General features: G+C 71.7%; 20 protein-coding genes. 12 read left to right on the top strand and 8 right to left on the bottom strand.

Annotation, left to right across the window (positions count from 1 at the left end):
- Positions 1–359 precede the first annotated feature (359 nt).
- From tatC to ACNQOV_RS11175, 4 genes are all read left to right on the top strand, one after another.
- A complete protein-coding gene (gene tatC, locus ACNQOV_RS11160; protein WP_402263809.1) occupies positions 360–1,112 on the top strand; it encodes a twin-arginine translocase subunit TatC in 753 nt (250 codons plus the stop codon).
- Positions 1,109–3,553 (top strand): DEAD/DEAH box helicase, encoded by a 2,445-nt coding sequence (locus tag ACNQOV_RS11165; protein WP_416394543.1) that lies wholly within the window; start codon positions 1,109–1,111, stop codon positions 3,551–3,553. The genes tatC and ACNQOV_RS11165 overlap by 4 nt, the downstream gene beginning before the upstream one ends.
- Before the next feature lie 11 nt (positions 3,554–3,564).
- Positions 3,565–5,247, top strand: a complete 1,683-nt coding sequence (lnt, locus tag ACNQOV_RS11170) for an apolipoprotein N-acyltransferase (RefSeq protein WP_416394544.1) — start codon at positions 3,565–3,567, stop codon at positions 5,245–5,247.
- A gap of 244 nt (positions 5,248–5,491) precedes the next feature.
- Positions 5,492–5,842, top strand: coding sequence for an RNA polymerase-binding protein RbpA (locus ACNQOV_RS11175; RefSeq protein ID WP_070419007.1), 351 nt, complete (start codon positions 5,492–5,494; stop codon positions 5,840–5,842).
- A gap of 73 nt (positions 5,843–5,915) precedes the next feature.
- On the opposite strand, the gene ACNQOV_RS11180 is transcribed toward ACNQOV_RS11175, so the two are convergent.
- On the bottom strand, positions 5,916–7,181 hold the full coding sequence (locus tag ACNQOV_RS11180; RefSeq protein ID WP_042723840.1) for an SPFH domain-containing protein: 1,266 nt from the start codon (positions 7,179–7,181) through the stop codon (positions 5,916–5,918).
- Positions 7,178–7,651, bottom strand: coding sequence for an NfeD family protein (locus tag ACNQOV_RS11185; RefSeq protein ID WP_042723839.1), 474 nt, complete (start codon positions 7,649–7,651; stop codon positions 7,178–7,180). The genes ACNQOV_RS11180 and ACNQOV_RS11185 overlap by 4 nt, the downstream gene beginning before the upstream one ends.
- A gap of 153 nt (positions 7,652–7,804) precedes the next feature.
- On the opposite strand from ACNQOV_RS11185, the gene ACNQOV_RS11190 reads away from it, so the two are divergent.
- The 5 genes from ACNQOV_RS11190 (at position 7,805) to ACNQOV_RS11210 (ending at position 12,299) form a co-directional block, all read left to right on the top strand.
- Positions 7,805–8,566, top strand: a complete 762-nt coding sequence (locus ACNQOV_RS11190; protein ID WP_022907286.1) for an SDR family oxidoreductase — start codon at positions 7,805–7,807, stop codon at positions 8,564–8,566.
- A gap of 10 nt (positions 8,567–8,576) precedes the next feature.
- Complete coding sequence (locus ACNQOV_RS11195; protein ID WP_022907285.1) at positions 8,577–9,032, top strand: NUDIX hydrolase; 456 nt, start codon at positions 8,577–8,579, stop codon at positions 9,030–9,032.
- Positions 9,033–9,128: 96 nt separating this feature from the next.
- On the top strand, positions 9,129–11,495 hold the full coding sequence (locus tag ACNQOV_RS11200; protein ID WP_416394545.1) for an ATP-binding cassette domain-containing protein: 2,367 nt from the start codon (positions 9,129–9,131) through the stop codon (positions 11,493–11,495).
- 132 nt (positions 11,496–11,627) lie between these two features.
- The gene (locus ACNQOV_RS11205) at positions 11,628–11,936 is read left to right on the top strand and encodes a hypothetical protein (RefSeq protein ID WP_402262965.1); all 309 of its coding nucleotides are present in this window, start codon (positions 11,628–11,630) and stop codon (positions 11,934–11,936) included.
- Between the two features lie 201 nt (positions 11,937–12,137).
- Positions 12,138–12,299 (top strand): hypothetical protein, encoded by a 162-nt coding sequence (locus ACNQOV_RS11210; protein WP_022907282.1) that lies wholly within the window; start codon positions 12,138–12,140, stop codon positions 12,297–12,299.
- A 342-nt stretch (positions 12,300–12,641) separates the two neighbouring features.
- Here ACNQOV_RS11210 and ACNQOV_RS11215 read toward each other — a convergent pair whose 3' ends face one another.
- Complete coding sequence (locus ACNQOV_RS11215) at positions 12,642–13,673, bottom strand: alcohol dehydrogenase catalytic domain-containing protein (RefSeq protein ID WP_416394546.1); 1,032 nt, start codon at positions 13,671–13,673, stop codon at positions 12,642–12,644.
- Positions 13,674–13,769: 96 nt separating this feature from the next.
- Between ACNQOV_RS11215 and ACNQOV_RS11220 the strand changes: the two genes are divergently transcribed.
- Entirely contained in the window at positions 13,770–14,210 is a 441-nt protein-coding gene (locus ACNQOV_RS11220; protein ID WP_022907280.1) for a GNAT family N-acetyltransferase, read from the top strand.
- 204 nt (positions 14,211–14,414) lie between these two features.
- On the opposite strand, the gene ACNQOV_RS11225 is transcribed toward ACNQOV_RS11220, so the two are convergent.
- A complete protein-coding gene (locus tag ACNQOV_RS11225) occupies positions 14,415–15,095 on the bottom strand; it encodes an SDR family NAD(P)-dependent oxidoreductase (RefSeq protein WP_416394547.1) in 681 nt (226 codons plus the stop codon).
- Between the two features lie 102 nt (positions 15,096–15,197).
- Between ACNQOV_RS11225 and ACNQOV_RS11230 the strand changes: the two genes are divergently transcribed.
- Positions 15,198–16,031 carry a helix-turn-helix transcriptional regulator gene (locus ACNQOV_RS11230; protein ID WP_402262953.1) on the top strand — a complete coding sequence of 278 codons (834 nt, stop codon included), beginning with the start codon at positions 15,198–15,200 and terminating at the stop codon, positions 16,029–16,031.
- A gap of 44 nt (positions 16,032–16,075) precedes the next feature.
- Here the strand turns inward: ACNQOV_RS11230 and ACNQOV_RS11235 are convergent, their stop codons facing one another.
- Together ACNQOV_RS11235 and ACNQOV_RS11240 are read right to left on the bottom strand one after the other, a co-directional pair.
- On the bottom strand, positions 16,076–16,747 hold the full coding sequence (locus tag ACNQOV_RS11235; protein WP_416394548.1) for a peroxiredoxin-like family protein: 672 nt from the start codon (positions 16,745–16,747) through the stop codon (positions 16,076–16,078).
- Between the two features lie 98 nt (positions 16,748–16,845).
- A complete protein-coding gene (locus tag ACNQOV_RS11240) occupies positions 16,846–18,066 on the bottom strand; it encodes a beta-ketoacyl-[acyl-carrier-protein] synthase family protein (protein ID WP_416394549.1) in 1,221 nt (406 codons plus the stop codon).
- A gap of 56 nt (positions 18,067–18,122) precedes the next feature.
- Between ACNQOV_RS11240 and ACNQOV_RS11245 the strand changes: the two genes are divergently transcribed.
- Positions 18,123–18,737, top strand: coding sequence for a TetR/AcrR family transcriptional regulator C-terminal domain-containing protein (locus tag ACNQOV_RS11245; RefSeq protein WP_416394550.1), 615 nt, complete (start codon positions 18,123–18,125; stop codon positions 18,735–18,737).
- A 34-nt stretch (positions 18,738–18,771) separates the two neighbouring features.
- Here the strand turns inward: ACNQOV_RS11245 and dhaM are convergent, their stop codons facing one another.
- Together dhaM and dhaL are read right to left on the bottom strand one after the other, a co-directional pair.
- Positions 18,772–19,494, bottom strand: a complete 723-nt coding sequence (gene dhaM / locus ACNQOV_RS11250; RefSeq protein WP_416394551.1) for a dihydroxyacetone kinase phosphoryl donor subunit DhaM — start codon at positions 19,492–19,494, stop codon at positions 18,772–18,774.
- Positions 19,491–20,117, bottom strand: a complete 627-nt coding sequence (dhaL, locus tag ACNQOV_RS11255; RefSeq protein ID WP_416394552.1) for a dihydroxyacetone kinase subunit DhaL — start codon at positions 20,115–20,117, stop codon at positions 19,491–19,493. The genes dhaM and dhaL overlap by 4 nt, the downstream gene beginning before the upstream one ends.
- Positions 20,118–20,126: the final 9 nt, after the last annotated feature.

A 20,126-nucleotide genomic window follows, 5' to 3' on the forward strand; every position in this document is an offset into this window, starting at 1 on the left:
GTCCGCGACTTCGCCGCCGCGGCCCTCGCCGCCGACTGAGGCGCGCTCCCGCTGCGCTGCGCGTCAGCGCGCCGACCCGGGCTCGGGTCGCTCCCGGGCGTCGGCCCCGCCGCAGACGCGCCCACCGACGGGACGGGAGGCGCGGTGCCAGCCCGCACCGCGCCTCCCGTACGCCGCCCCCTGCGCCGTGACCCGCCACCGCGGGCCGCCCCTGTCGCCCGAGTCCGTGACCCACCTGTGCGATCGCACGTCGCGGTCGACTGTCGGTCCCGACCCCGTAGGATCGAGGCATGGCTTCGACGACCGCGCGCGGGCGAGCGAGGCGGACCGGGCGTCCGACGAAGGACGCCGAAGGCCGCATGTCGCTCGGGCAGCACCTCATCGAGCTGCGCAACCGACTGTTCCGCGCCGTGATCGCGATCGTCGTCGCCGCGGTCGGCGGGTGGTTCCTCACCCCGTTCGTGCTCGACGCGCTGCGGTCCCCGGTCTCCCAGCTCGCCAAGGTCGGCGGGCACACGGCCGAACTGAACTTCCCGATGATCACGGGCGCCTTCGACCTGAAGCTGCAGATCGCGATCACCATCGGCATCGTCATCGCGAGCCCGGTGTGGCTGTACCAGATCTGGGCGTTCATCGTCCCGGCGTTGGTCCGCCGCGAGAAGCAGTACGTCTGGGGCTTCCTCGGCACCGCGATCCCGCTGTTCTTCGCCGGCTGCTGGTTCGGGTGGTACATCCTGCCGCACGTGGTCGGCATCCTCGGCAGCTTCGTGTCGAGCCAGGACACCTCGATCGTGGACGCCAAGGCCTACTACGACTTCGTCATCAAGCTCATCGTCGCCGTCGGCATCGCGTTCGTCCTGCCGGTCTTCCTGGTGCTGCTGAACTTCGTCGGCGTACTGTCCGCGGCGTCGATCATGAAGTCGTGGCGCGTCGCGATCCTCTGCATCCTGGTCTTCTGCGCCATCGTGACGCCGAGCGCCGACGTCATCTCGATGTTCCTGCTCGCCGTGCCGATGATCGTGCTGTACGTCGCCGCGTGCGCCGTGGCCTGGGTCCACGACCGCCGGGTGGCCAAGCGCCAGGCGAAGCTCGACGAAGAGTACGGACTGTGAGCACGACGGAACCCAGCGCTGCCGAACGGTTCCGGGCGGCGAAGGTCCGGAACCGGTCCCGCAACCTCGAACTGTTCCGCACCGACCTCCGGTTCGACCTCGACCCGTTCCAGTTCGCCGCGTGCGACGCGCTCGACCAGGGGCGCAGCGTCCTCGTGGCGGCGCCGACCGGTGCCGGCAAGACCGTCGTGGCCGAGTTCGCGATCTGGCTGGCGATGCGGCAGCCCTCGGCGAAGGTCTTCTACACGACGCCGATGAAGGCGCTGAGCAACCAGAAGTACGCCGAGCTCGTGGACGTCTACGGCGAGTCCGAGGTCGGGCTGCTCACCGGCGACACGAACGTCAATCCGCGGGCGCGCGTCGTCGTGATGACGACCGAGGTCCTGCGGAACATGATCTACGCGGACTCCGACCTGCTTGACGACCTCGCGTGGGTCGTCCTCGACGAGGTGCACTACCTCGCCGACCGGTTCCGCGGTGCCGTGTGGGAAGAGGTGATCCTCCACCTCCCGACCGAGGTCCGTCTCGTCTCGCTGAGCGCCACGGTGTCCAACGCCGAGGAGTTCGGCGACTGGTTGCAGACCGTCCGCGGCGACACCGACGTCATCGTCTCCGAGGACCGGCCGGTCCCGCTCGAGCAGCACGTGCTCGTCGGTTCGAAGATGGTCGACCTGTTCGACTCGAGCGGTGCCGCGGCGACGAACCGGGTCAACCCGGAGCTCCTGCGCCTCGTCGGCGGAGCCTCCCGCAGCGAGCGACACGGCGGTGGACACCGCGGTGGCCGCGGGCGTGGCGGCTACCACGACCGTCGCGGGCCCCGTACCGAGAAGCTCCACCGCGAGCGCATCGCGCACATGCTCGACGAGCGGATGCTGCTGCCGGCGATCTTCTTCGTCTTCAGTCGCAACGGGTGCGACCAGGGCGTCCGCAACGTCCTGCGCTCCGGCCTGTCGCTGACGACGGCCCAGGAACGCAACGAGATCCGCGAGACGGCGGAGTACCACTGCCGCACGCTCCTCGACGAGGACCTCGCCGTCCTCGGCTACTGGGAGTGGCTCGAGGGGCTCGAGCGCGGGGTCGCCGCACACCACGCCGGCCTGCTGCCCGCCTTCAAGGAGGTGGTCGAGGACCTCTTCCAGCGCAAGCTCCTCAAGGTCGTCTTCGCGACCGAGACCCTGGCGCTCGGGGTGAACATGCCGGCCCGCACGGTGGTCCTCGAGAAGCTCGAGAAGTTCAACGGCGAGGCCCGTGTGCCGATCACGCCGGGGGAGTACACGCAGCTGACCGGTCGTGCCGGCCGCCGCGGCATCGACGTCGAGGGGCACTCGGTCATCCAGTGGTCGGACGGCCTCGACCCGCAGGGCGTCGCCTCACTCGCCAGTCGGCGGACCTACCCGCTCAACTCCTCGTTCAAGCCGACGTACAACATGGCCGTCAACCTGATCGACCAGTTCGGACGGCAGCGCACGCGCGAGGTCCTCGAGACCTCGTTCGCCCAGTTCCAGGCCGACCGGTCCGTCGTCGACCTGGCCCGCAAGGTGCGGTCGCAGCAGGAGTCGCTCGACGGCTACCAGCAGGCGATGCAGTGCCACCTCGGGGACTTCACCGAGTACGCGGCCCTGCGCAGGGAGCGCTCCGACCTCGAGCGGACGAACGTCCCCGGCGGTCGCGAGGCCTCGCACGGCGCCCGGGCCGAGCGCCAGGCGGCCATCACCGACGTCCGGCGACGGATGCAGCGGCACCCGTGCCACGCGTGCCCCGACCGTGAGGCGCACGCGCGCTGGTCCGAGCGCTGGTACAAGCTCAAGCGCGCCAACGACAAGCTCGTGCAGCAGATCCGGTCCCGCACCGGTGCGGTCGCGACCACCTTCGACCGGGTCACGAACGTGCTGCTCCAGCTCGGCTACCTGGTCGACACCGGCAACGGCGAGGCCACGGTCGCCGCGGGCGGGCGACGCCTGCAGCGGATCTACGGGGAGCGCGACCTGCTCGTCGCCGAGTGCCTCGAAGCCGGTGTCTGGAAGGACCTCACCCCGGCGCAGCTCGCCGCCATGGCCGCCACGATCGTCTACCAGCCCCGCCGCGAGGACGCTCCCGGCACCGAGCACGCCCTGCCCCGCGGTGCGTTCCGGCCCGCGCTCGACGAGACCCTGACGATCTGGTCGCGCCTCGACGACATCGAGCGGGACGCCCGCCTCGCCGGGTCGCAGCCGCCGACCCCGGCCGCCGCGGTCGGCATGTTCCGCTGGGCGTCGGGCTCCGCGCTCGACGACGTGCTCCGCACGCTCGACCTGCCGGCCGGTGACTTCGTGCGCTGGTCGAAGCAGGTCATCGACCTGCTCGACCAGATCCGGAACGCCGGCGACGACGACCTCGCCCAGACCGCGCGGCGGGCGACGGACGCGGTGCGCCGCGGCATCGTCGCCTACGCGGCGGTCTGACAGGAGGCACGGTGCCGGTTCCCGAGTCCGACGTGCGCCCGCAGGGCGACGGGTCCACTGCCCCCGGTGGCACGTCCGGTGGCGCGTCCGCGACCGCCGGTGGCGCGTCCGCCGGGGTCGGTCGCGGCGCTGCAGCGCTCCCTCCGGCGGGCCGTCGGCCGGACTTCGCCGCCCTCCCGCTCGCGCAGGCGTTCCCGCTCGCCGTGATCGGCGGCGTGCTCTTCGCACTCGCGTTCCCCTCGCCGGGCTGGTGGTTCCTCGCCTACCCGGCACTCGCGTGCATGCTGCTCGCCGCGATGGGCCAGCGCGCCCGGCGTGCGGCGTGGCTCGGCTACGTTGCCGGAGCGGCCTTCTGGATCCCCGCGATCTCGTGGGCCGGCCGCTACCTAGGGCCGGTGCCGTGGTTCGCGCTCGCGCTGTTCGAAGCCGCCTTCTTCGCACTCGGCAGCGTCGCGATCGCCCTCGCGTACCGCTGGGTCGCGCGCGTCCTGCCGTCGACCGCCGGACGCGTGTGGGGCCTCCCGGCCGTCGTCGCCGCACTCTGGACCGGACGCGAGTGGTTCTCGGGGAGCTGGCCCTACGGCGGCTTCGCCTGGGGACGCGTCGGCCTCTCGCAGTCGGAGGGCCCGTTCACGCACCTGGCCGCCTACGTCGGCGTCCTCGGCGTGACGTTCGTCGTCGTGTACTGCGTCGCCGTCGTCCTGTCGCTCGCGCTCGTCACGCCCAGGGGCCCGGGTCGCCCGGTCCGCGTCCCGTTCAGGGTGGCGACCGCCGGGCTGCTCGTCGCGGCGGTGCTCGCCGTGCCCGCGTGGACGACCGCGACCGACGGCACGATCCGGATCGAGTCCGTGCAGGGGAACGGTCCGGCCGGGTACTTCGACCGGGCGGCTCCGGGCGCGGTGCTGAGCGCGCAGGTCGCGGCGACCGACGTCGACGCGAAGGGCGTCGACCTGGTGGTGTGGCCCGAGGGCTCCGCCGAGTTCGACCCGCGGCAGCAGCCCGTGATCGCGTCCGCGCTCGACCAGGTCGTCGACGGCGTCGGTGCGCCGATCGTCGCCGGCGCGATCACGCAGACGTCCTCCGGGGTCCTGCACAACACCTCGTTCGTGTGGACGAAGGACGGCTGGCAGTCGTCCTACGACAAGAAGCGTCCGGTGCCCTTCGGTGAGTACGTGCCCGACCGGTGGTTCTTCTCGAAGCTCGCGCCGTCGCTCATCGGGCTGCTGCAGCGTGACTACACCCCGGGGACGAAGCCGAACGTCCTGTCCGTCGCCGGGATCAAGGCCGGGATCGCGATCTGCTTCGACATCGTCGACGACGGTCTCGCCACGGACATGGCGCGCGGGGGAGCGCAGGTCATCCTCGCGCAGACGAACAACGCGGACTTCGACGGCACCGACGAGAACCTGCAGCAGCTCGAGATCGCCCGGATGCGGGCGATCGAGACGGGGCGGTCGCTCGTGAACATCTCGACCGTCGGGGCGTCGCAGGTCATCGACCCGACCGGTCGCACGATCGACCGGGTGCCCGCCTACACCGCGACGTCCATGGTGACGGACGTGCCGCTCGGGACCTCGACGACGCCGGCGACCCTCGCATCGGGGTCGATCGCGCTCGTGCTCTCGCTCGGCGGGCTGCTCGTCCTGCTCGCCTGCGCCCCGTGGAGTCGGCGCCGGGCTACGCGTCGCGCCTGAGCCGACCAGTCGCGGGGGCACGCCGTGGCGGTCCCGACCCGCCGCGGGGGCTCGCCGCGTCTGAGCCGACCAGTCGCGGGGCACGCCGTGGCCGTGGCGAGCTGCAGCAGCGGCTCGCTGGCTGTCCGGTGGGAATCCGGTTGCCGAGCCCCGGCACTGGGAGAGGACTGTGAATGCGCCGGTCCGGGAGTGCAGGCGCGTGGGACAGTGTTGTGCAGGGCAGACGAGCGAGAGGAGCACACACATGGCTGATCGGAGTCTCCGCGGCATGCGGCTCGGGAGTCAGAGTCTCCAGAGCGAAGAGGGCGTCGAGCTCTCGGACCGCAAGCGAGCGGTCTACCAGACGGAATCGGGGGAGACGTTCGACATCGTCTTCTCGGCGGATGCGGACGTGCCCCAGACGTGGTCGGAGCCCCGCTCCGGACGTGAAGGACGACTCCTCGGTGACGACGGCATCCCCGTCGAGGTCGCCGAAGAGGACGTCAAGGCCCCCAGGACCCACTGGGACATGCTGCTCGAACGCCGTTCGCGCGAGGAACTCGAGGAGCTCCTGCAGGAGCGCCTGCAGTTCCTGCGTGCTCGACGCGGCGCCTGACACCGCACTCGGACACGACGACGCCCGCCCCGGTCTGCCGGGGCGGGCGTCGTCGTGTTCGGTGATCGCGTCGTCAGCGGCGGCCGGAGCCGTCGCTCGTGCGGTGTCCGGAGGCGTCCGGACCGGCGTCCGTCGGTGCGGCCTGGTGCTCGTCCGCCGCTGCGTGCGTCGGAGCGGCGTGGTGCTCGTCGGCCGCGGCGTCACGAAGCTCGTCCGCCGCTGCCTCGTCGGAGGCCGCGAGGTGCGCGTCGACGCTGCGGTTCGACTCGGCCAGGCGCTGGTCGAGCTCGGACTCGGGGACGATGTCCGCCGCGGTGGCGTCCGGGCGGGGCACCGACGCCGCAGCCGCGTCGGCTGCGGCGGTGTTCGCGAGGCTCTCGTTGGCGAGCTTCGAGATGCGCGACAGGAAGTCGCCGCCGGCGGCGCCGCCCGCGACGGGTCCGCTGCCGGTGCGGCCGGTCGTGAAGCCCTTGGCGATGCCGGACAGCGCCTCGGTGAACTCGCTCGGGATCATCCAGAGCTTGTTCGCGCTGCCCTCGGCGATCTTCGGCAGCGTCTGCAGGTACTGGTACGACAGGAGCTTGTCGTCCGGGTCGCCGGTGTGGATGGCGTCGAACACCGTGGCGATGGCCTGTGCCTCACCCTCGGCGCGGAGGACCTGGGCCTTCGCGTCACCCTCGGCCGCGAGGATGGCGGCTTGCCGCTGCCCCTCGGCCTCGAGGATCTGGGACTGCTTCGTGCCCTCGGCCTGCAGGATCGCCGCACGACGGCTCCGTTCGGCGCGCAGCTGCTGTTCCATCGCGTCCTGGATCGACACGGGCGGCTCGATGGCCTTGAGCTCGACGCGGCCGACGCGGATGCCCCACTTGCCGGTCGCCTCGTCGAGCACGACGCGGAGCTGGCCGTTGATGTTGTCGCGGCTGGTCAGCGCCTCTTCGAGGTTGAGGCCACCGACGACGTTGCGGAGCGTGGTGGTCGTGAGCTGCTCGACCGCACCGAGGTAGTTCGCGATCTCGTACGTCGCCGCACGGGCGTCGGTGACCTGGAAGTAGACGACCGTGTCGATCGAGACGACCAGGTTGTCCTCGGTGATCACGGGCTGCGGCGGGAACGACACGACCTGCTCACGCATGTCGAGCAGCGGCCGGAGCCGGTCGATGAACGGCACCAGAAGGTTCAACCCAGGGTTGAGGGTCTTGTGGTACTTCCCGAGGCGTTCGACGATGCCCGCGGTCGCCTGCGGCACGATCCGGATCGCGCGGGACAGGACGACGATCACGAAGATGACGACGACCAGGATGAGGACGAGCAGAGCGATCGTCCCGGCTGAGATGGTCACGAGGTGGCCCTTTCTCCGAGGCGGACGACAGCCGTCGACCCCTCGATGGACTCGACGACCACGGGGGTCCCGAGCGGCGGTGTTCGGTCTGTGGAGCCGGCGGCGATGCGGGCGCTCCAGGTCTCGCCGTTGGCGAGGCGGACCTGTCCGGGCGACGACGCGGTGAACGCGACGGCGACGGTGCCGGGCAACCCGATGAGGCCCTCGACGTTGGTGCGGTGCGGGTCGGCGTTCCGGCCGAGCGCGGTCAGCAGGCGCGGGCGCACCAGCAACAGCAGCAGCAGGGCGACGCCGGCAGCGACGATGGCGGACAGCCACCACGGGGCGCCGAGCAGGGCGGCGACGAGGCCCCCGGCGGCGCCGGCCGCGAGCATGATGAAGATGAAGTCGAGCGTGAAGATCTCGACCACACCCAGCAGGAGCACCAGTCCGATCCAGACGACGGTCTGGATCCAATCGATCCCGTTCACGCGATCTCCCTCCCTCGGTCGCGCGCGGCTGCTCGCTGCGTCGCGACGGCCGGTCCAACTCCGTTCAACATATCACCTCAGTGCTGCGGCTGCCCGGTGGTTGGTAGGCTCGTCGGCGGCCGAACCGCCGAACCAGACCTGGAGAACACGACTGTGAGCAACCCCCTCGCCCCCGGATCCCTCGCCGACAAGCGCGCCCTCGTCACGGGGTCGTCCCGCGGCATCGGAGCCGACACCGTCGGGTACCTGGCCGAGGCCGGCGCCAAGGTCGTCGTGAACTACCGGAACAAGGCCAAGCGTGCCGAGCAGATCGCCGAGAAGATCGTCGCGGCAGGCGGATCGGCCCTGGCGGTCGGCGCGGACCTCACCGACCACGACTCCGTCCAGGCCATGGTCGACACGGTCGTGGGGGAGTGGGGCGGCATCGACCTGCTCGTGCTCAACGCCTCGGGCGGCATGGAGTCCGGCCTCGGCGAGGACTACGCCCTCCGACTGAACCGCGACGCACAGGTCGACATGCTGCAGACCGCCGTCCCGCACATGCCCGCCGGCTCACGGGTCGTGTTCGTCACGAGCCACCAGGCGCACTTCGTCGAGACGGCCGAGACGATGGACGAGTACGTCCCGGTCGCCAAGAGCAAGCGTGCCGGCGAGCTCGCCCTGCGCGAGCTCGTGCCGCAGCTCGACGCCGCGGGCATCGAGTTCGTGGTGGTGTCCGGCGACATGATCGAGGGCACGATCACCGCGACCCTCCTCAACCGCCTCAACCCGGGAGCGATCGAGGGGCGCCGTGCCGAGGTCGGCAAGCTCTACAGCGTCTCCGAGTTCGCCGCCGAGATCGCTGCGGCGGCCGTCGAGCCGATCCCCGCCGACCACACCAAGCTCGTCGGCGACGTCAGCGGCTTCGTCGGCTAACGTCGGACGGGTGACTGCGAAGCCCGGCCTGCGCCGCACCTCCCGGATCATCCTGCTCGACCCCGACGGTCGCGTGTTCCTCATGGACACCAACTCACCGTCGTCGGACGGCGCCCACCGCTGGATCACGCCGGGCGGTGGCGTCGACCCGGGCGAGGACCACCGCGACGCGGCGATCCGCGAGCTGCGCGAGGAGACCGGCATCGTCATCGACGAGCCGGGGGAGCCGGTGTGGTCCTGGGACTTCACCGTCGAGTGGGACCTGGCCGACCACGACCGCGGCCACGCGGAGTTCTACGTCGTCCGGACGCCCGGCTTCACGCTCTCGGACGCCGAGTGGACCGACGACGAGCGCGTGGACATCCTGCGCGCCCGGTGGTGGACGGCGGACGAACTCGACGCGACGGACGAGCCGTTCGAGCCGGCGGAGCTCCCCGAGCTGGTCCGTCGCTACACGACGACCTGATCCCCGCTCGTTCCGGACCGGAACCACCCTCTGGAGCGTCCGTTCCGCTCCGGAACCGTCCTGTGGAACGTGACACGTCACCGCTACGCTGTGGTCATGGAACCGAGCGCCGAGCACGCCGCCGACAGCCACGACCGCATCAGAGTCCGGGGTGCGCGTGAGAACACGCTCCGGGACGTCGACGTCGACCTGCCGAAGCGACGACTGACGGTCTTCACCGGCGTCTCCGGTTCGGGCAAGAGCTCCCTGGTCTTCGCGACGATCGCGGCCGAGTCGCAGCGCATGATCAACGAGACGTACAGCGCCTTCGTGCAGGGGTTCATGCCGTCGCTGGCGCGTCCGGACGTCGACGTACTGGACGGGCTCACCACGGCGATCGTCGTCGACCAGGAACGCATCGGTGCCGACCCACGGTCCACCGTCGGCACCGTGACGGACGCGAACGCCATGCTCCGCGTCCTCTTCAGCCGGCTGGGCACGCCGCACGTCGGGGGACCGAACGCCTTCTCGTTCAACCTCGCGACCGTGACCGCGGGTGGCGCGATCACGGTGCAGAAGGGCAAGGACGCCAAGGCCGAGAAGGTCTCGTTCTCGCGCCTCGGCGGCATGTGCGCCGACTGCGAGGGTCGCGGGACGGTGACCGACATCGACCTCACCCAGCTGTTCGACGACACGAAGGCGCTGTCCGACGGTGCGATCACGGTCCCGGGCTACGGCACCGACGGCTGGAACGTCAGGATGTTCGCCGAGTCCGGGTACTTCGACAAGGACACCCCGATCCGGGACTTCACCGACGCCGAGCGAGCGGACTTCCTGTACCGCGAGCCGACGAAGCGGAAGATCGCCGGCATCAACATGACGTACGAGGGACTCGTTCCGCGCGTGCGCCGCTCGCTCCTGCAGAAGGACCGCGAAGCGATGCAGCCCCACATCCGGGCGTTCGTGGACCGCGCAGTCACCTTCACCACCTGTCCGGCGTGCGGGGGCACCCGGCTGAACGACGTCGCCCGCTCGTCGACGATCGCCGGCAAGAGCATCGCGGACGTCTGCGCCATGCAGATCACCGACCTGGCCACCTGGCTGCACGGACTCGACGAGCCGACCGTCGGGCCGTTGCTGGACGGCCTCCGCGACGCCGTCGACTCCTTCGTGGAGATCGGTCTCGGCTACCTCTCGCTCGACCGTCCCACCGGGACGCTGTCCGGGGGAGAGGGGCAGCGCGTCAAGATGGTGAAGCACCTCGGCTCGTCGCTGAGCGACGTCACGTACGTGTTCGACGAGCCGAGCACCGGCCTGCACCCGCACGACATCGAGCGGATGAACGCGCTGCTGCTCCGGCTCCGTGACAAGGGCAACACGGTGCTCGTCGTCGAGCACAAGCCCGAGGTCATCGCGATCGCGGACCACGTCGTCGACCTCGGACCCGGTGCGGGCAAGGACGGTGGCACGCTCTGCTACGAGGGGCCGGTCGACGGCCTGCGCTCGAGCGACACGGTGACCGGTCGGCACCTGGACGACCGGGTGCGCGTGAAGGACGTCGTGCGCGAGCGGACCGGCGTGCTCGCGATCCGCGGTGCCGACGCCCACAACCTGCAGGGGATCGACGTCGACGTCCCGACCGGGGTGCTCACCGTCGTGACGGGTGTCGCGGGCTCCGGCAAGAGCACGCTGATCCACGGATCACTGGCACCCCGCGACGGTGTCGTCGCGGTCGACCAGGGTGCGATCCGGGGGTCGCGTCGGAGCAACCCGGCGACGTACACCGGACTGCTCGAACCCATCCGCAAGGCGTTCGCCAAGGCCAACGGTGTGAAACCCGCCCTGTTCAGCGCCAACTCCGAGGGCGCCTGCCCCGCGTGCAACGGTGCCGGTGTCGTCTACACCGACCTCGGCATGATGGCGGGGATCGCGACCCCGTGCGTCGAGTGCGACGGCAAGCGGTTCGACCAGTCGGTGCTCGAGTACCGGCTCGCCGGCAAGGACATCAGCGAGGTCCTCGCCATGCCCGTGGCCGAGGCGGCGGCGTTCTTCGCAGCAGGGGAGTCGCGGATCCCCGCGGCGCACGCGATCCTCGCCCGACTCGTCGACGTCGGTCTCGGGTACCTCACCATCGGCCAGCCGCTCACGACCCTGTCCGGCGGCGAGCGGCAGCGACTCAAGCTCGCGATGCACCTCGGTGACCCCGGCGGCGTCATCGTGCTCGACGAGCCGACCACCGGGCTGCACCTGGCGGACGTCGAACAGCTGCTCGGGCTGCTGGACCGGATGGTCGAGGCCGGCCGGACCGTCGTCGTCATCGAGCACCACCAGGCCGTGATGGCGCACGCCGACTGGCTCATCGACCTCGGCCCCGGCGCGGGTCACGACGGTGGTCGTGTGGTCTTCGAAGGCACCCCGGCCGCACTCGTCGCGGCGCGGTCGACGATCACGGGGGAGCACCTCGCCGCCTACGTCGGAACCTGAAACGGGGTACGGCGGACCACGAGGAACCTGAGCGCCAGCTGGCCGAGCGGTCTAGCGTCCGGGCTGACGCTCACGTCCTCTGGCCCGCGGCTGCCCGGCCGTCGAGAGCGTCCCTGACCGAAGGAGCTCTTCATGTCCACGAATGGATACCCGCCCGCACGGAACGGTGCTGCGCCGGCCGCGAGCGGTGGCAACGGCATCGCGATCGGTTCACTCGTCCTCGGCATCGTCGGGGTCGTCTTCTCGTTCCTGTTCGTCTGGATCGGTCTCATCGCGGGGATCGTCGGCCTCGTGCTCGGGATCATCGCCCGTCGTCGTGCGGTCGGCAGCCGTGGGATGGTCCTCGCCGGCATCGTCCTGAGCGCCATCGCGATCGTGCTGTCCATCATCCTGATCATCGTCGCGCTGGCGGTCGTCGTGCCAGCGGTCACCAACAACTGACACGACGAGCGCCGGTGACCGACGAGGGGAACGACGACAGCTCCTGACGGGTCACCGACCTCGTGACCGAACGCCCCGACGGCCCGTGCCGGCGGGGCGTTCGGTCGTGCACAGCCAGCGAGAGCACGACTCATGGTCGGCCGGGTGCGCGTTCCGGACCGGCGGATGCCCGCCCAGGCGTGCCCGCGTACGGTCCGACACATGAGCTACAGCCAGCCTGACCCCGCCGAAGAGACCACGCACGCCGAGGAGCCGGAGCAGCCGGACACAGACCGGTCGAACCTCGAGGAACACGGCGAGGAGCACGCCTCGCTTGAGATCGACGCGGACGACGTCCCGACGAGCGGTGACGACCAGTCCTGAGACCCTTCCTGGCTTCTGTGCAGCGCGCCGATAATGCATATTATGTCAACTCGGAGATCGACCGCGCACTGATCGTGCGCTTCCCCACCCGTTGCTCGACCGCACGATCGGCTCCGTGACGACCACCCCCCGGCCGCGCGGCACTGCTCCGATCGAACCCTGGTCTCGCTACGTGTCGGACGAAAACCCGCGCCTCCGCGGAGAGCCACTCGACTCCAGCGGGCCCTCGTTCTCGATCTGACGTGCGGACCGGTGAGTCAGCAGGATGACCACCTCGAGAGATCAGCTCTGCAGGAACCGTCGGAGCCGGGCCGTCCGAGAGAGGTTCCCCGGCCGAGAGAGTCAGAACACCGCGACCGTCATGCCGGCGGACGTCGCCGGCCGGTCCATCGCGAGGATCGCCTCGGGGAGCTCGTCGAACCCGATCGTCCGACCGATCGACTCCGCCGGGCGGAGACGACCCGCGACGACGTCGTCGAGCATCGCGGCGTACTCCCCCACGGAGATGCCGTGACTGCCGAGCAGCTCGAGCTCGTCGCCGATCACGCGGCCCATCGGGATCGCCGGCACGGCCTCGTCGTCGAGCAGCAGCCCGACCTGGACGTGCCGACCGCGCGGCCGGAGTGAGTCCACCGCAGCGACGGAGGTGGCACGGCTGCCGAACGCGTCCACGGAGACGTGCGCACCACCACCGGTGACGGTCCGGACGGCGTCCGGGACCGCGTCGTCCATCGGCACTGCGATCGCGCCGAGGGCTTCCGCACGTGCGAGCGCTGCGGGCGAGACGTCCACCGCGACGACGTGCGCTCCGGCGGCGACCGCGACGATGACGGCCGACAGCCCGACTCCCCCGCAGCCGAAGACGGCCACCCACTCTCCCGCGGCGACCCGTCCCCGGGCGTGCAGGGCGTGGTACGCGGTGCCGAAGCGGCAGCCGAGCCCAGCGGCCTCGGCGAACCCGACGGCCTCCGGCAGCGCGACGAGGTTCACGTCCGCGTGCGGGACCACCACTGCCTCGGCGTACGAGCCCGGGAGCGTGAAGCCCGGCTGCTGCTGCCGGGTGCACACCTGCGTCGCGCCGTCCAGGCACTGCTCGCACTCGCCGCACGCGAAGACGAACGGCGCGGTGACCCGGTCCCCCACGGCGAACCCCCGGACGTCCGGTCCGACCGACGACACCACGCCGGCGAACTCGTGCCCCGGGACGTGCGGCAGGTGTACCGAGTCGTCGTGCCCCTTCCACGCGTGCCAGTCGCTCCGACAGACACCGGTCGCGGCGACCCGGACGACCACGCCGTCGCTGGGGGCGGTCGGGTCCGGGACCTCGACGACCGCGGGGACGGAACCGAACTCGTCGTACTGGACTGCGCGCATCGGGCAATCCTGACAGACGGAGCCCGACGCGCGTACTGTCCACAGATCGCGGATCGGCCGTTGCGGGCGGGACACGGCCGCCGCTTCACTGGCTGCATGAACGGACTGCGCTTCTCCGCCGACCCCGACGACCTCGACGTCGCCCGCGTGCACCGCTGGTTGAGCGAGGAGTCCTACTGGGCCCGCGGCCGTGATCGTGCGACGCAGGACGCGATCATCGCGGGCTCCCGGAACTTCGGGGTGTACGACGACGACTCGGGGCAGCAGCTCGGGTACGCGCGTGTGATCACCGACGGCGTGACGTTCGGCTGGCTCGCCGACGTCTTCGTCGACCCGGGATCGCGGGGCCGCGGGGTCGGCGTCGCCCTCGTGCGGGGTGTCACCGAGGCGATCGAGCCGCTCGGGCTGAAGCGGTTCGCGCTCTTCACCGCCGACGCCCACGGGTTGTACGAGCGGTTCGGGTTCCGCCCGCTCCCCGACGCCGCGGGCTGGATGATGCGTCCCGGCCCCGGGTTCGGTGCCGACGTGCACGACTGAACCGGGCGCTCTGCGACCCGGCCACGGGACGGGGCGAGCTCGCCCCGTCCCACGCGCGCCGTGCCTCCAGGCCGTCCCGCCCGCGGTGGGGACGTACTCGGTGAGCAGAAGGTGTCGGGTCCGTCCGTCGGACCGGACTTCTCCTGCTCACGAAGCGGCCGCGGGGCGCGCGGCGTGCCCCGTGGCGCGCCTCCGCCTCGCTCCTCAGTACGCGATGCGCCCGTCCCGGTCGTGGAACTCCCCCGTCGGCCCGTCCGAGCCGATCGTCGCCAGCGCCACCGTGGCGTCCGTCCCCTCGGTGACGGTCTGGTGCCCGCCGAACCCGTTGAACTCCGTCGCCGTGTACCCGGGGTCGCTCGCGTTCACCCGGAACCCGGGCAGGTTCTTCGCGTACTGCACCGTGAGGGCGATGAGCGCCGCCTTCGACGCCGCGTACGGCACCGCCGGTACCGGGAACTCGTCCCGACCCGGGGTCGTCAGCCACCGCGGGAAGCCCACACCCGAGGCCACGTTGACGATGACCGGGTTCGCCGACTCCCGCAGCAGCGGCAGCGCAGCCTGCGTGACCCGGACGACGCCGGTCACGTTCGTGTCGAGCACCGCCGTGATCGCGTCGGCGTCCAGGTCGTCGACCCCGAACGACGTCCCGAGGATGCCGGCGTTGTTGACGAGCACGTCGAGTCCGGGCAGTTCGCCGACCGCGCGCTCGACCGAGGCCTGGTCGGTGACGTCCAGCTGGACGACGTGCGCGCCGAGGGCCCGCGCTTCGTCCCCGGTGTCGGGGTCGCGCATGCCGGCGTACACGGTGTGCCCGGCCTCGACGAGGCGACGGACGGTCTCGAGCCCCAGGCTGCGGTTGGCTCCGGTGATGAGTGTCGTTGTCATGCCCCCAGCCTCCGCCCCCGTGGCCGGGTCCCCCAGGCACCGCTCGACAGTGGGACCACCAGTACCAGGCAGGCCGGGAGGCGCGGGTCGAGGATGGTGGGCATGAGCGAGTTCGCGAGTGTGCTGCGTTCCTGGCGCGACCGGGTCCGTCCCGAAGCGGTCGGCCTGCCGGCCGGGTCCGGCCGACGGACGCCCGGTCTCCGTCGCGAGGAGCTCGCTGCGCTCGCCGGGGTGAGCGTCGACTACATCGTCCGGTTGGAACAGGGGCGGGCGACGAACCCGTCCCCGCAACTGCTCGGCGCACTCGCCACCGCACTCCGGCTGTCCGATGCGGAGCGTGAGCACCTCCACCGGGTCGCGGGGACCGCGCTGCCGTCCCGCCGGATGGTCCCGCGGCACGTGACGCCGGGCGTGCAGCGGATCATCGACCGCCTCGGCGACGTCCCGCTCGCCGTCTTCACCGCCGCGCACGACATCATCCTGTGGAACGCCCTCTGGGCCGCGATGACCGGTGACCCGTCGCGGTACACGGGCATGGACCGGAACCTCGTGTGGCGGCACTTCATGCACGGGCACGACGAGGTCGAGTTCGACGACGAGCACCAGGAGGAGTTCTCGAGCGATCTCGCGGCCGACCTCCGTGCCGCGGTGGGCCGGTACCCGGCGGATCGCGACCTCGCGGAGCTCGTCGCCCGCCTGCGTCGCGAGTCACCCGAGTTCGAGCGCCGCTGGGACACCGGCCGGGTCGCCGAGCACCGCGCGAGCCGCAAGCGCGTGCACACCTCGGTCGGCCCGATCGAGATCGACTGCGACGTGCTGAGCGTGCCGGGTGGGGACCTCCGCATCGTCGTCTACACCGCCGTGCCGGGCACCGAGGACGCCGCAAAGCTCGACCTCCTGCGCGTCACCGGTCTGCAGGAACTCACGCCGAGCTGAGCACGACCCCACCGAACGCCGCCGGCAACCTCCGCTCCGACGTGTCAGCGCGCCTCGGCGAGCAGCGCGTCGACGGCGGCGAGGACCTCGGCGACCTCGGTGCGGGTCGTGTAGTCGACGTGGACGTCCGCGAAGCGCACGACGCCGCCGGCGTCGATGACGAACACCGACGGGAACGGGATCGCGGCGGTCGCGTCCGCGTTGCTGTCCGCGACGTCGAACCCGAGCGCCGTGTGCGCACCACGCGCCGCGGCACTCGGCTCCGTCACGATGCCGAACCGTCCGGCGAGCTCGTTCTCCGGGTCGGTGAGGACCGGGAAGGCGAGTTCGCCGTTCGCGATGGACTGCTCCGCGGCCTCCGGTGTCTGGGGCGACACGGCCACGAGCCGGGTGCCGCGACCCTCGAGCGCGGGCAACAGCTCATGCTGGTACGTGCGCAGGGTGATGTTGCAGTAGGGGCACCAGGCGCCGCGGTAGAAGACGAGCACGGTCGGCGCATCGCCACGGACGGCGGAGAGCGAGGTCCGTTCTCCGGTCGGCGTCACGAGCGGGGCGTCCGGGGTCGTGTCGCCGACGCCGACGACGTCCCCTGGCACGCCCGCGGCACGGAGGTCCCGCTGCTCACCGTCGAACACCGCGGACAGGTCCGGGCCGATCTGGGCGGTGAAGCCCTCGTTGAATTCGTGCACCTGGCGGGCGATGGTCTGTTCGGTCACGGTCGGGCTCCTCGATGACGGGTTGTGCTGGCCACGGTGCCAGTGGATGGAGCGTAGGCAGGCGCGTCCGCTCCTGGCGCGATCGGCGTCACAGAGCGTCATGCCGCGGTGAACACCAGCGACGCGTTCTGCCCACCGAACCCGAACGAGTTGTTCAGCGCCGTTCGGATCGGCACCTCTCGCGCGGCCCCCGCGACCACGTCGAGCTCGACGGACGGGTCGAGGTGCTCGAGGTTCAGGGTCGCGGGGACGACCCCGGTCTCGATCGCGCGCAGGGCGAGGATCGCCTCGACGGCGCCCGCCGCACCGAACAGGTGGCCGATCGCTCCCTTCGGTGCGGTCACGACGGCGCCCGTGCCGACGGCGCGGGCGATGGCCGCGGCCTCGCCGACGTCGCCGACGGGGGTGCTCGTCGCGTGTGCGTTGACGTGGTCGATGTCGGCGCCGGTCAGCCCGGCCATCCGGATCGCCGCCGTCATCGCGCGCTCCTGCTCGGAGCCGTCGGCGAGCGGCGCGGTGATGTGGAAGGCGTCCGACGTGATGCCCCAGCCGGCGAGGGTCCCGTGGGACGGCCGACGACGGGCTGCGGCGTGGTCGGCCCGCTCGAGCACGACGAACCCGGCGCCCTCCCCGAGCACGAACCCGCGGCGGGATGCGTCGAACGGGCGGGAGAGCGTCGTCGGGTCGTCGTCGCCGGGCTTCGCGAGCGCCTGCGACTGGGCGAACGACGCCATCGTCACGGGCGTCACGGCCGCCTCGGTCCCGCCGGCGATGACCACGTCAGCTTCCCCGGTGACGATGAGTCGCGCGGCCGCCGCGATCGCCTCGGCGCCGGACGCGCAGGCCGACACCGTGGTGTAGGCACCGGCGCGTGCACCGAACGCGATGCTGATCTGCGCGGCGGCGGCGTTCGCCATGAGCATCGGCACCGTGCGCGGCGACACCCGACGTGCCCCTGACGTCCCGAGCACGTCGTGCGCGTCGAGGAGGGTCTCCACTCCCCCGATCCCGGTGCCGACGACGACGGCGAGGCGGTCCCCCGCCACCTCGGGTGCGCCGGCGTCCGCCCATGCCTCCTCCGCGGCGACGAGGGCGAGCTGCTGGCTGCGGTCGAGCCGGTTCGCGCGGACCCGTCCGAGCGCGGCGTCGGCGTCGAGTGCGGCGGCGGCCCCCACCTGGATCGGCACCTGGTCCCAGTGCGCTCCGGTCCAGTCGAGGACGCGCACGCCCGAGCGACCGGCGACGAGGGCGTCCCAGAGCGTGTCGACGCCGTGGCCGAACGGCGAGACCGCCCCGTAGCCGGTGATGGAGATGTGCACGGGTGACTCCTTCTTGTACGTTGAACAAGTTGAGTTGTACCACGTACAATTCCGGCATGGCAACCACAAGCGACGCTCCCGGGACCCCGCGGGGTGCGGCCACGCGGGCACGGATCCTCGCCGCGACCGCCGGGCTGCTGGGCGCCAGCGAGGGCGGTCGGCCCACGCGGCGGTCGATCACCGTCAGCGAGATCGCGCGGGCCGCGGGCGTGTACCCGAACCAGATCACGCACCACTACGGCTCGAAGGACCGCCTGGTGCTCGACGCCGCGTTCGCGCTCTTCCTTCGCGACACCACGCGCCTGCAGGCTGCCGGGCGTCGAGCCGGCAGCGCCGAGGCCTTCCGTCGGGTGCTCGCACGGACCGCCCTCGCGATGCCGTCGACCCCGCTCGTCGTCCGGGCCCTCGCTGCGGCGGGCGACGACGCCGCGCAACGCGACCGCGTCCGGCTGCTCCTGCAGGTGTTGTTCCGCCAGTCGGAACGCTACCTCGAGCGGGTCGTCACCGAGCACGGGTGGACGAGCGGGAGCGGCGTCGGTCGTGACGCACGGACGTTCTGGAGCGCGGTGTTCGGCGCCACGCTCCTCGCCGACGCCGGGGTCACCGGCGGCCCGTCCGACCTCGACCTCGCCGGGACCGTCTCGATCCGCGAGATCCGCGAGATCCGCTAGATCCGGCGCCTCGCTGGAACCCGGACGGGTCCGGTCACTCGCCGAAGCCGGAACGGACGAGCGCCACCAGGGCGTCGACTGCTTCGGCGGCGTCCTGCCCGGTGCCCTCGATCGTGACGGTGGCCCCCTTCGGCAGCGCGAGCGCCATGATCGCGAGCAGGCTCTTGGCGTCCACCCCGTTCACCCGCACGGCGGCCGCGAACTTCGCGGCCGTCTTCACGAACTCCGCGGCGGGCCGGGCGTGCAGCCCGCTCTCGTTCACGAGTTCCACCGTCTCGGACGCGGCCGCCTCGTCGACGGGCGGCGTCCCGGAGACCGGTGCCGCGCCTCCAGGACCGTCGTCGGACGCACTGGAGGCACGGCTCGCGTCCGTCTCGGAGGCTGCGGCAGACGCGGCAGCGGCCAGGACCGCGTCGACGTCGCCGCCGGTCTGCGCGGCGACCGCCGCGGCGACGGTCCCCTCGACCAGCGGAGCCGGCGAGACGTGCACGCGCGCCCGGGCGTCGTCGTCGAGGAAGTCGAGCGCGGTGTCGGTCGTGAGGTAGGCGGACCCGAGGTCGCACAGCACGACCACGGCGTCGGCCGCACCCAGTTCCTCGATACCGGCCGTGATCGCCTCGAACGAGGTCCCGATCCCGCCGTCGTCCGTGCCACCCGCGGCCACCATCGGGACGTCGGCGGCCATCTGCCGGGCGAGCTCGACGGTGCCGGTCGCGATCGACGCGCTGTGCGAGACGACCAGGATGCCGACGCTCACGCGGCGTCCACGGCCGCACGGAGGATGTAGACCGTCGACTGCGCACCCGGGTCACGGTGCCCGATGGCGCGCTCCCCGAGGTAGCTGGCCCGACCCTTGTGGGCGACCAGCGGGTCGGTCGACTCGGCGCCGGTGGCGGCGGCGTCCGCCGCGGCCGCCAGCACCCGCTCCGGTGCGTCGCCGGCTGCTGCGGCGGCGGGCGCGGCGTCGACGGCGGGCGACCAGGCGTCCACCATCGTCTTGTCGCCGACGGCGGCCTTGCCCCGCGACACGATGCCGTCCCGCGCGGCGGTCAGGACCTGGACGAGCGTGTCGGCGTCGAGCTCCGTCTTGTCGCCCGCAGCCTGTGCTGCCTTGAGGTACGCGGTCCCGAAGAGCGGCCCGGCGGCCCCGCCGACCGTCGAGATGAGCTTCGTCGCGACGACCTTGAGCACGGCTCCGGGGGTGTCGAAGGAACCGGCGTCCACGGCCTCGAGCACGGCGCGGAAGCCCCGGTCGAGGTTCTCGCCGTGGTCGCCGTCACCGATCTCGCGGTCGAGCGTGACGAGCTCGGCCCGGTGGTCGTCGATCGTGGCGGCGGTGCGTCGGACCCAGTCGATGGCCCATGCGGTGTCGAGCGCCAATTCGGTGTT

It is taken from the genome of Curtobacterium sp. LFS084 (assembly GCF_047977705.1).
GTDB lineage: Bacteria > Actinomycetota > Actinomycetes > Actinomycetales > Microbacteriaceae > Curtobacterium.

What these genes read in the sequence shown, in the direction of transcription:
- ACNQOV_RS11215 (WP_416394546.1), bottom strand. Translation starts at nt 13,673, where the DNA reads ATGCGCGCAGTCCAGTACGACGAGTTCGGTTCCGTCCCCGCGGTCGTC.
- ACNQOV_RS11230 (WP_402262953.1), top strand. Translation starts at nt 15,198, where the DNA reads ATGAGCGAGTTCGCGAGTGTGCTGCGTTCCTGGCGCGACCGGGTCCGT.
- ACNQOV_RS11175 (WP_070419007.1), top strand. Translation starts at nt 5,492, where the DNA reads ATGGCTGATCGGAGTCTCCGCGGCATGCGGCTCGGGAGTCAGAGTCTC.
- ACNQOV_RS11245 (WP_416394550.1), top strand. Translation starts at nt 18,123, where the DNA reads ATGGCAACCACAAGCGACGCTCCCGGGACCCCGCGGGGTGCGGCCACG.
- ACNQOV_RS11220 (WP_022907280.1), top strand. Translation starts at nt 13,770, where the DNA reads ATGAACGGACTGCGCTTCTCCGCCGACCCCGACGACCTCGACGTCGCC.
- tatC (WP_402263809.1), top strand. Translation starts at nt 360, where the DNA reads ATGTCGCTCGGGCAGCACCTCATCGAGCTGCGCAACCGACTGTTCCGC.
- ACNQOV_RS11200 (WP_416394545.1), top strand. Translation starts at nt 9,129, where the DNA reads ATGGAACCGAGCGCCGAGCACGCCGCCGACAGCCACGACCGCATCAGA.
- ACNQOV_RS11225 (WP_416394547.1), bottom strand. Translation starts at nt 15,095, where the DNA reads ATGACAACGACACTCATCACCGGAGCCAACCGCAGCCTGGGGCTCGAG.
- ACNQOV_RS11210 (WP_022907282.1), top strand. Translation starts at nt 12,138, where the DNA reads ATGAGCTACAGCCAGCCTGACCCCGCCGAAGAGACCACGCACGCCGAG.
- ACNQOV_RS11205 (WP_402262965.1), top strand. Translation starts at nt 11,628, where the DNA reads ATGTCCACGAATGGATACCCGCCCGCACGGAACGGTGCTGCGCCGGCC.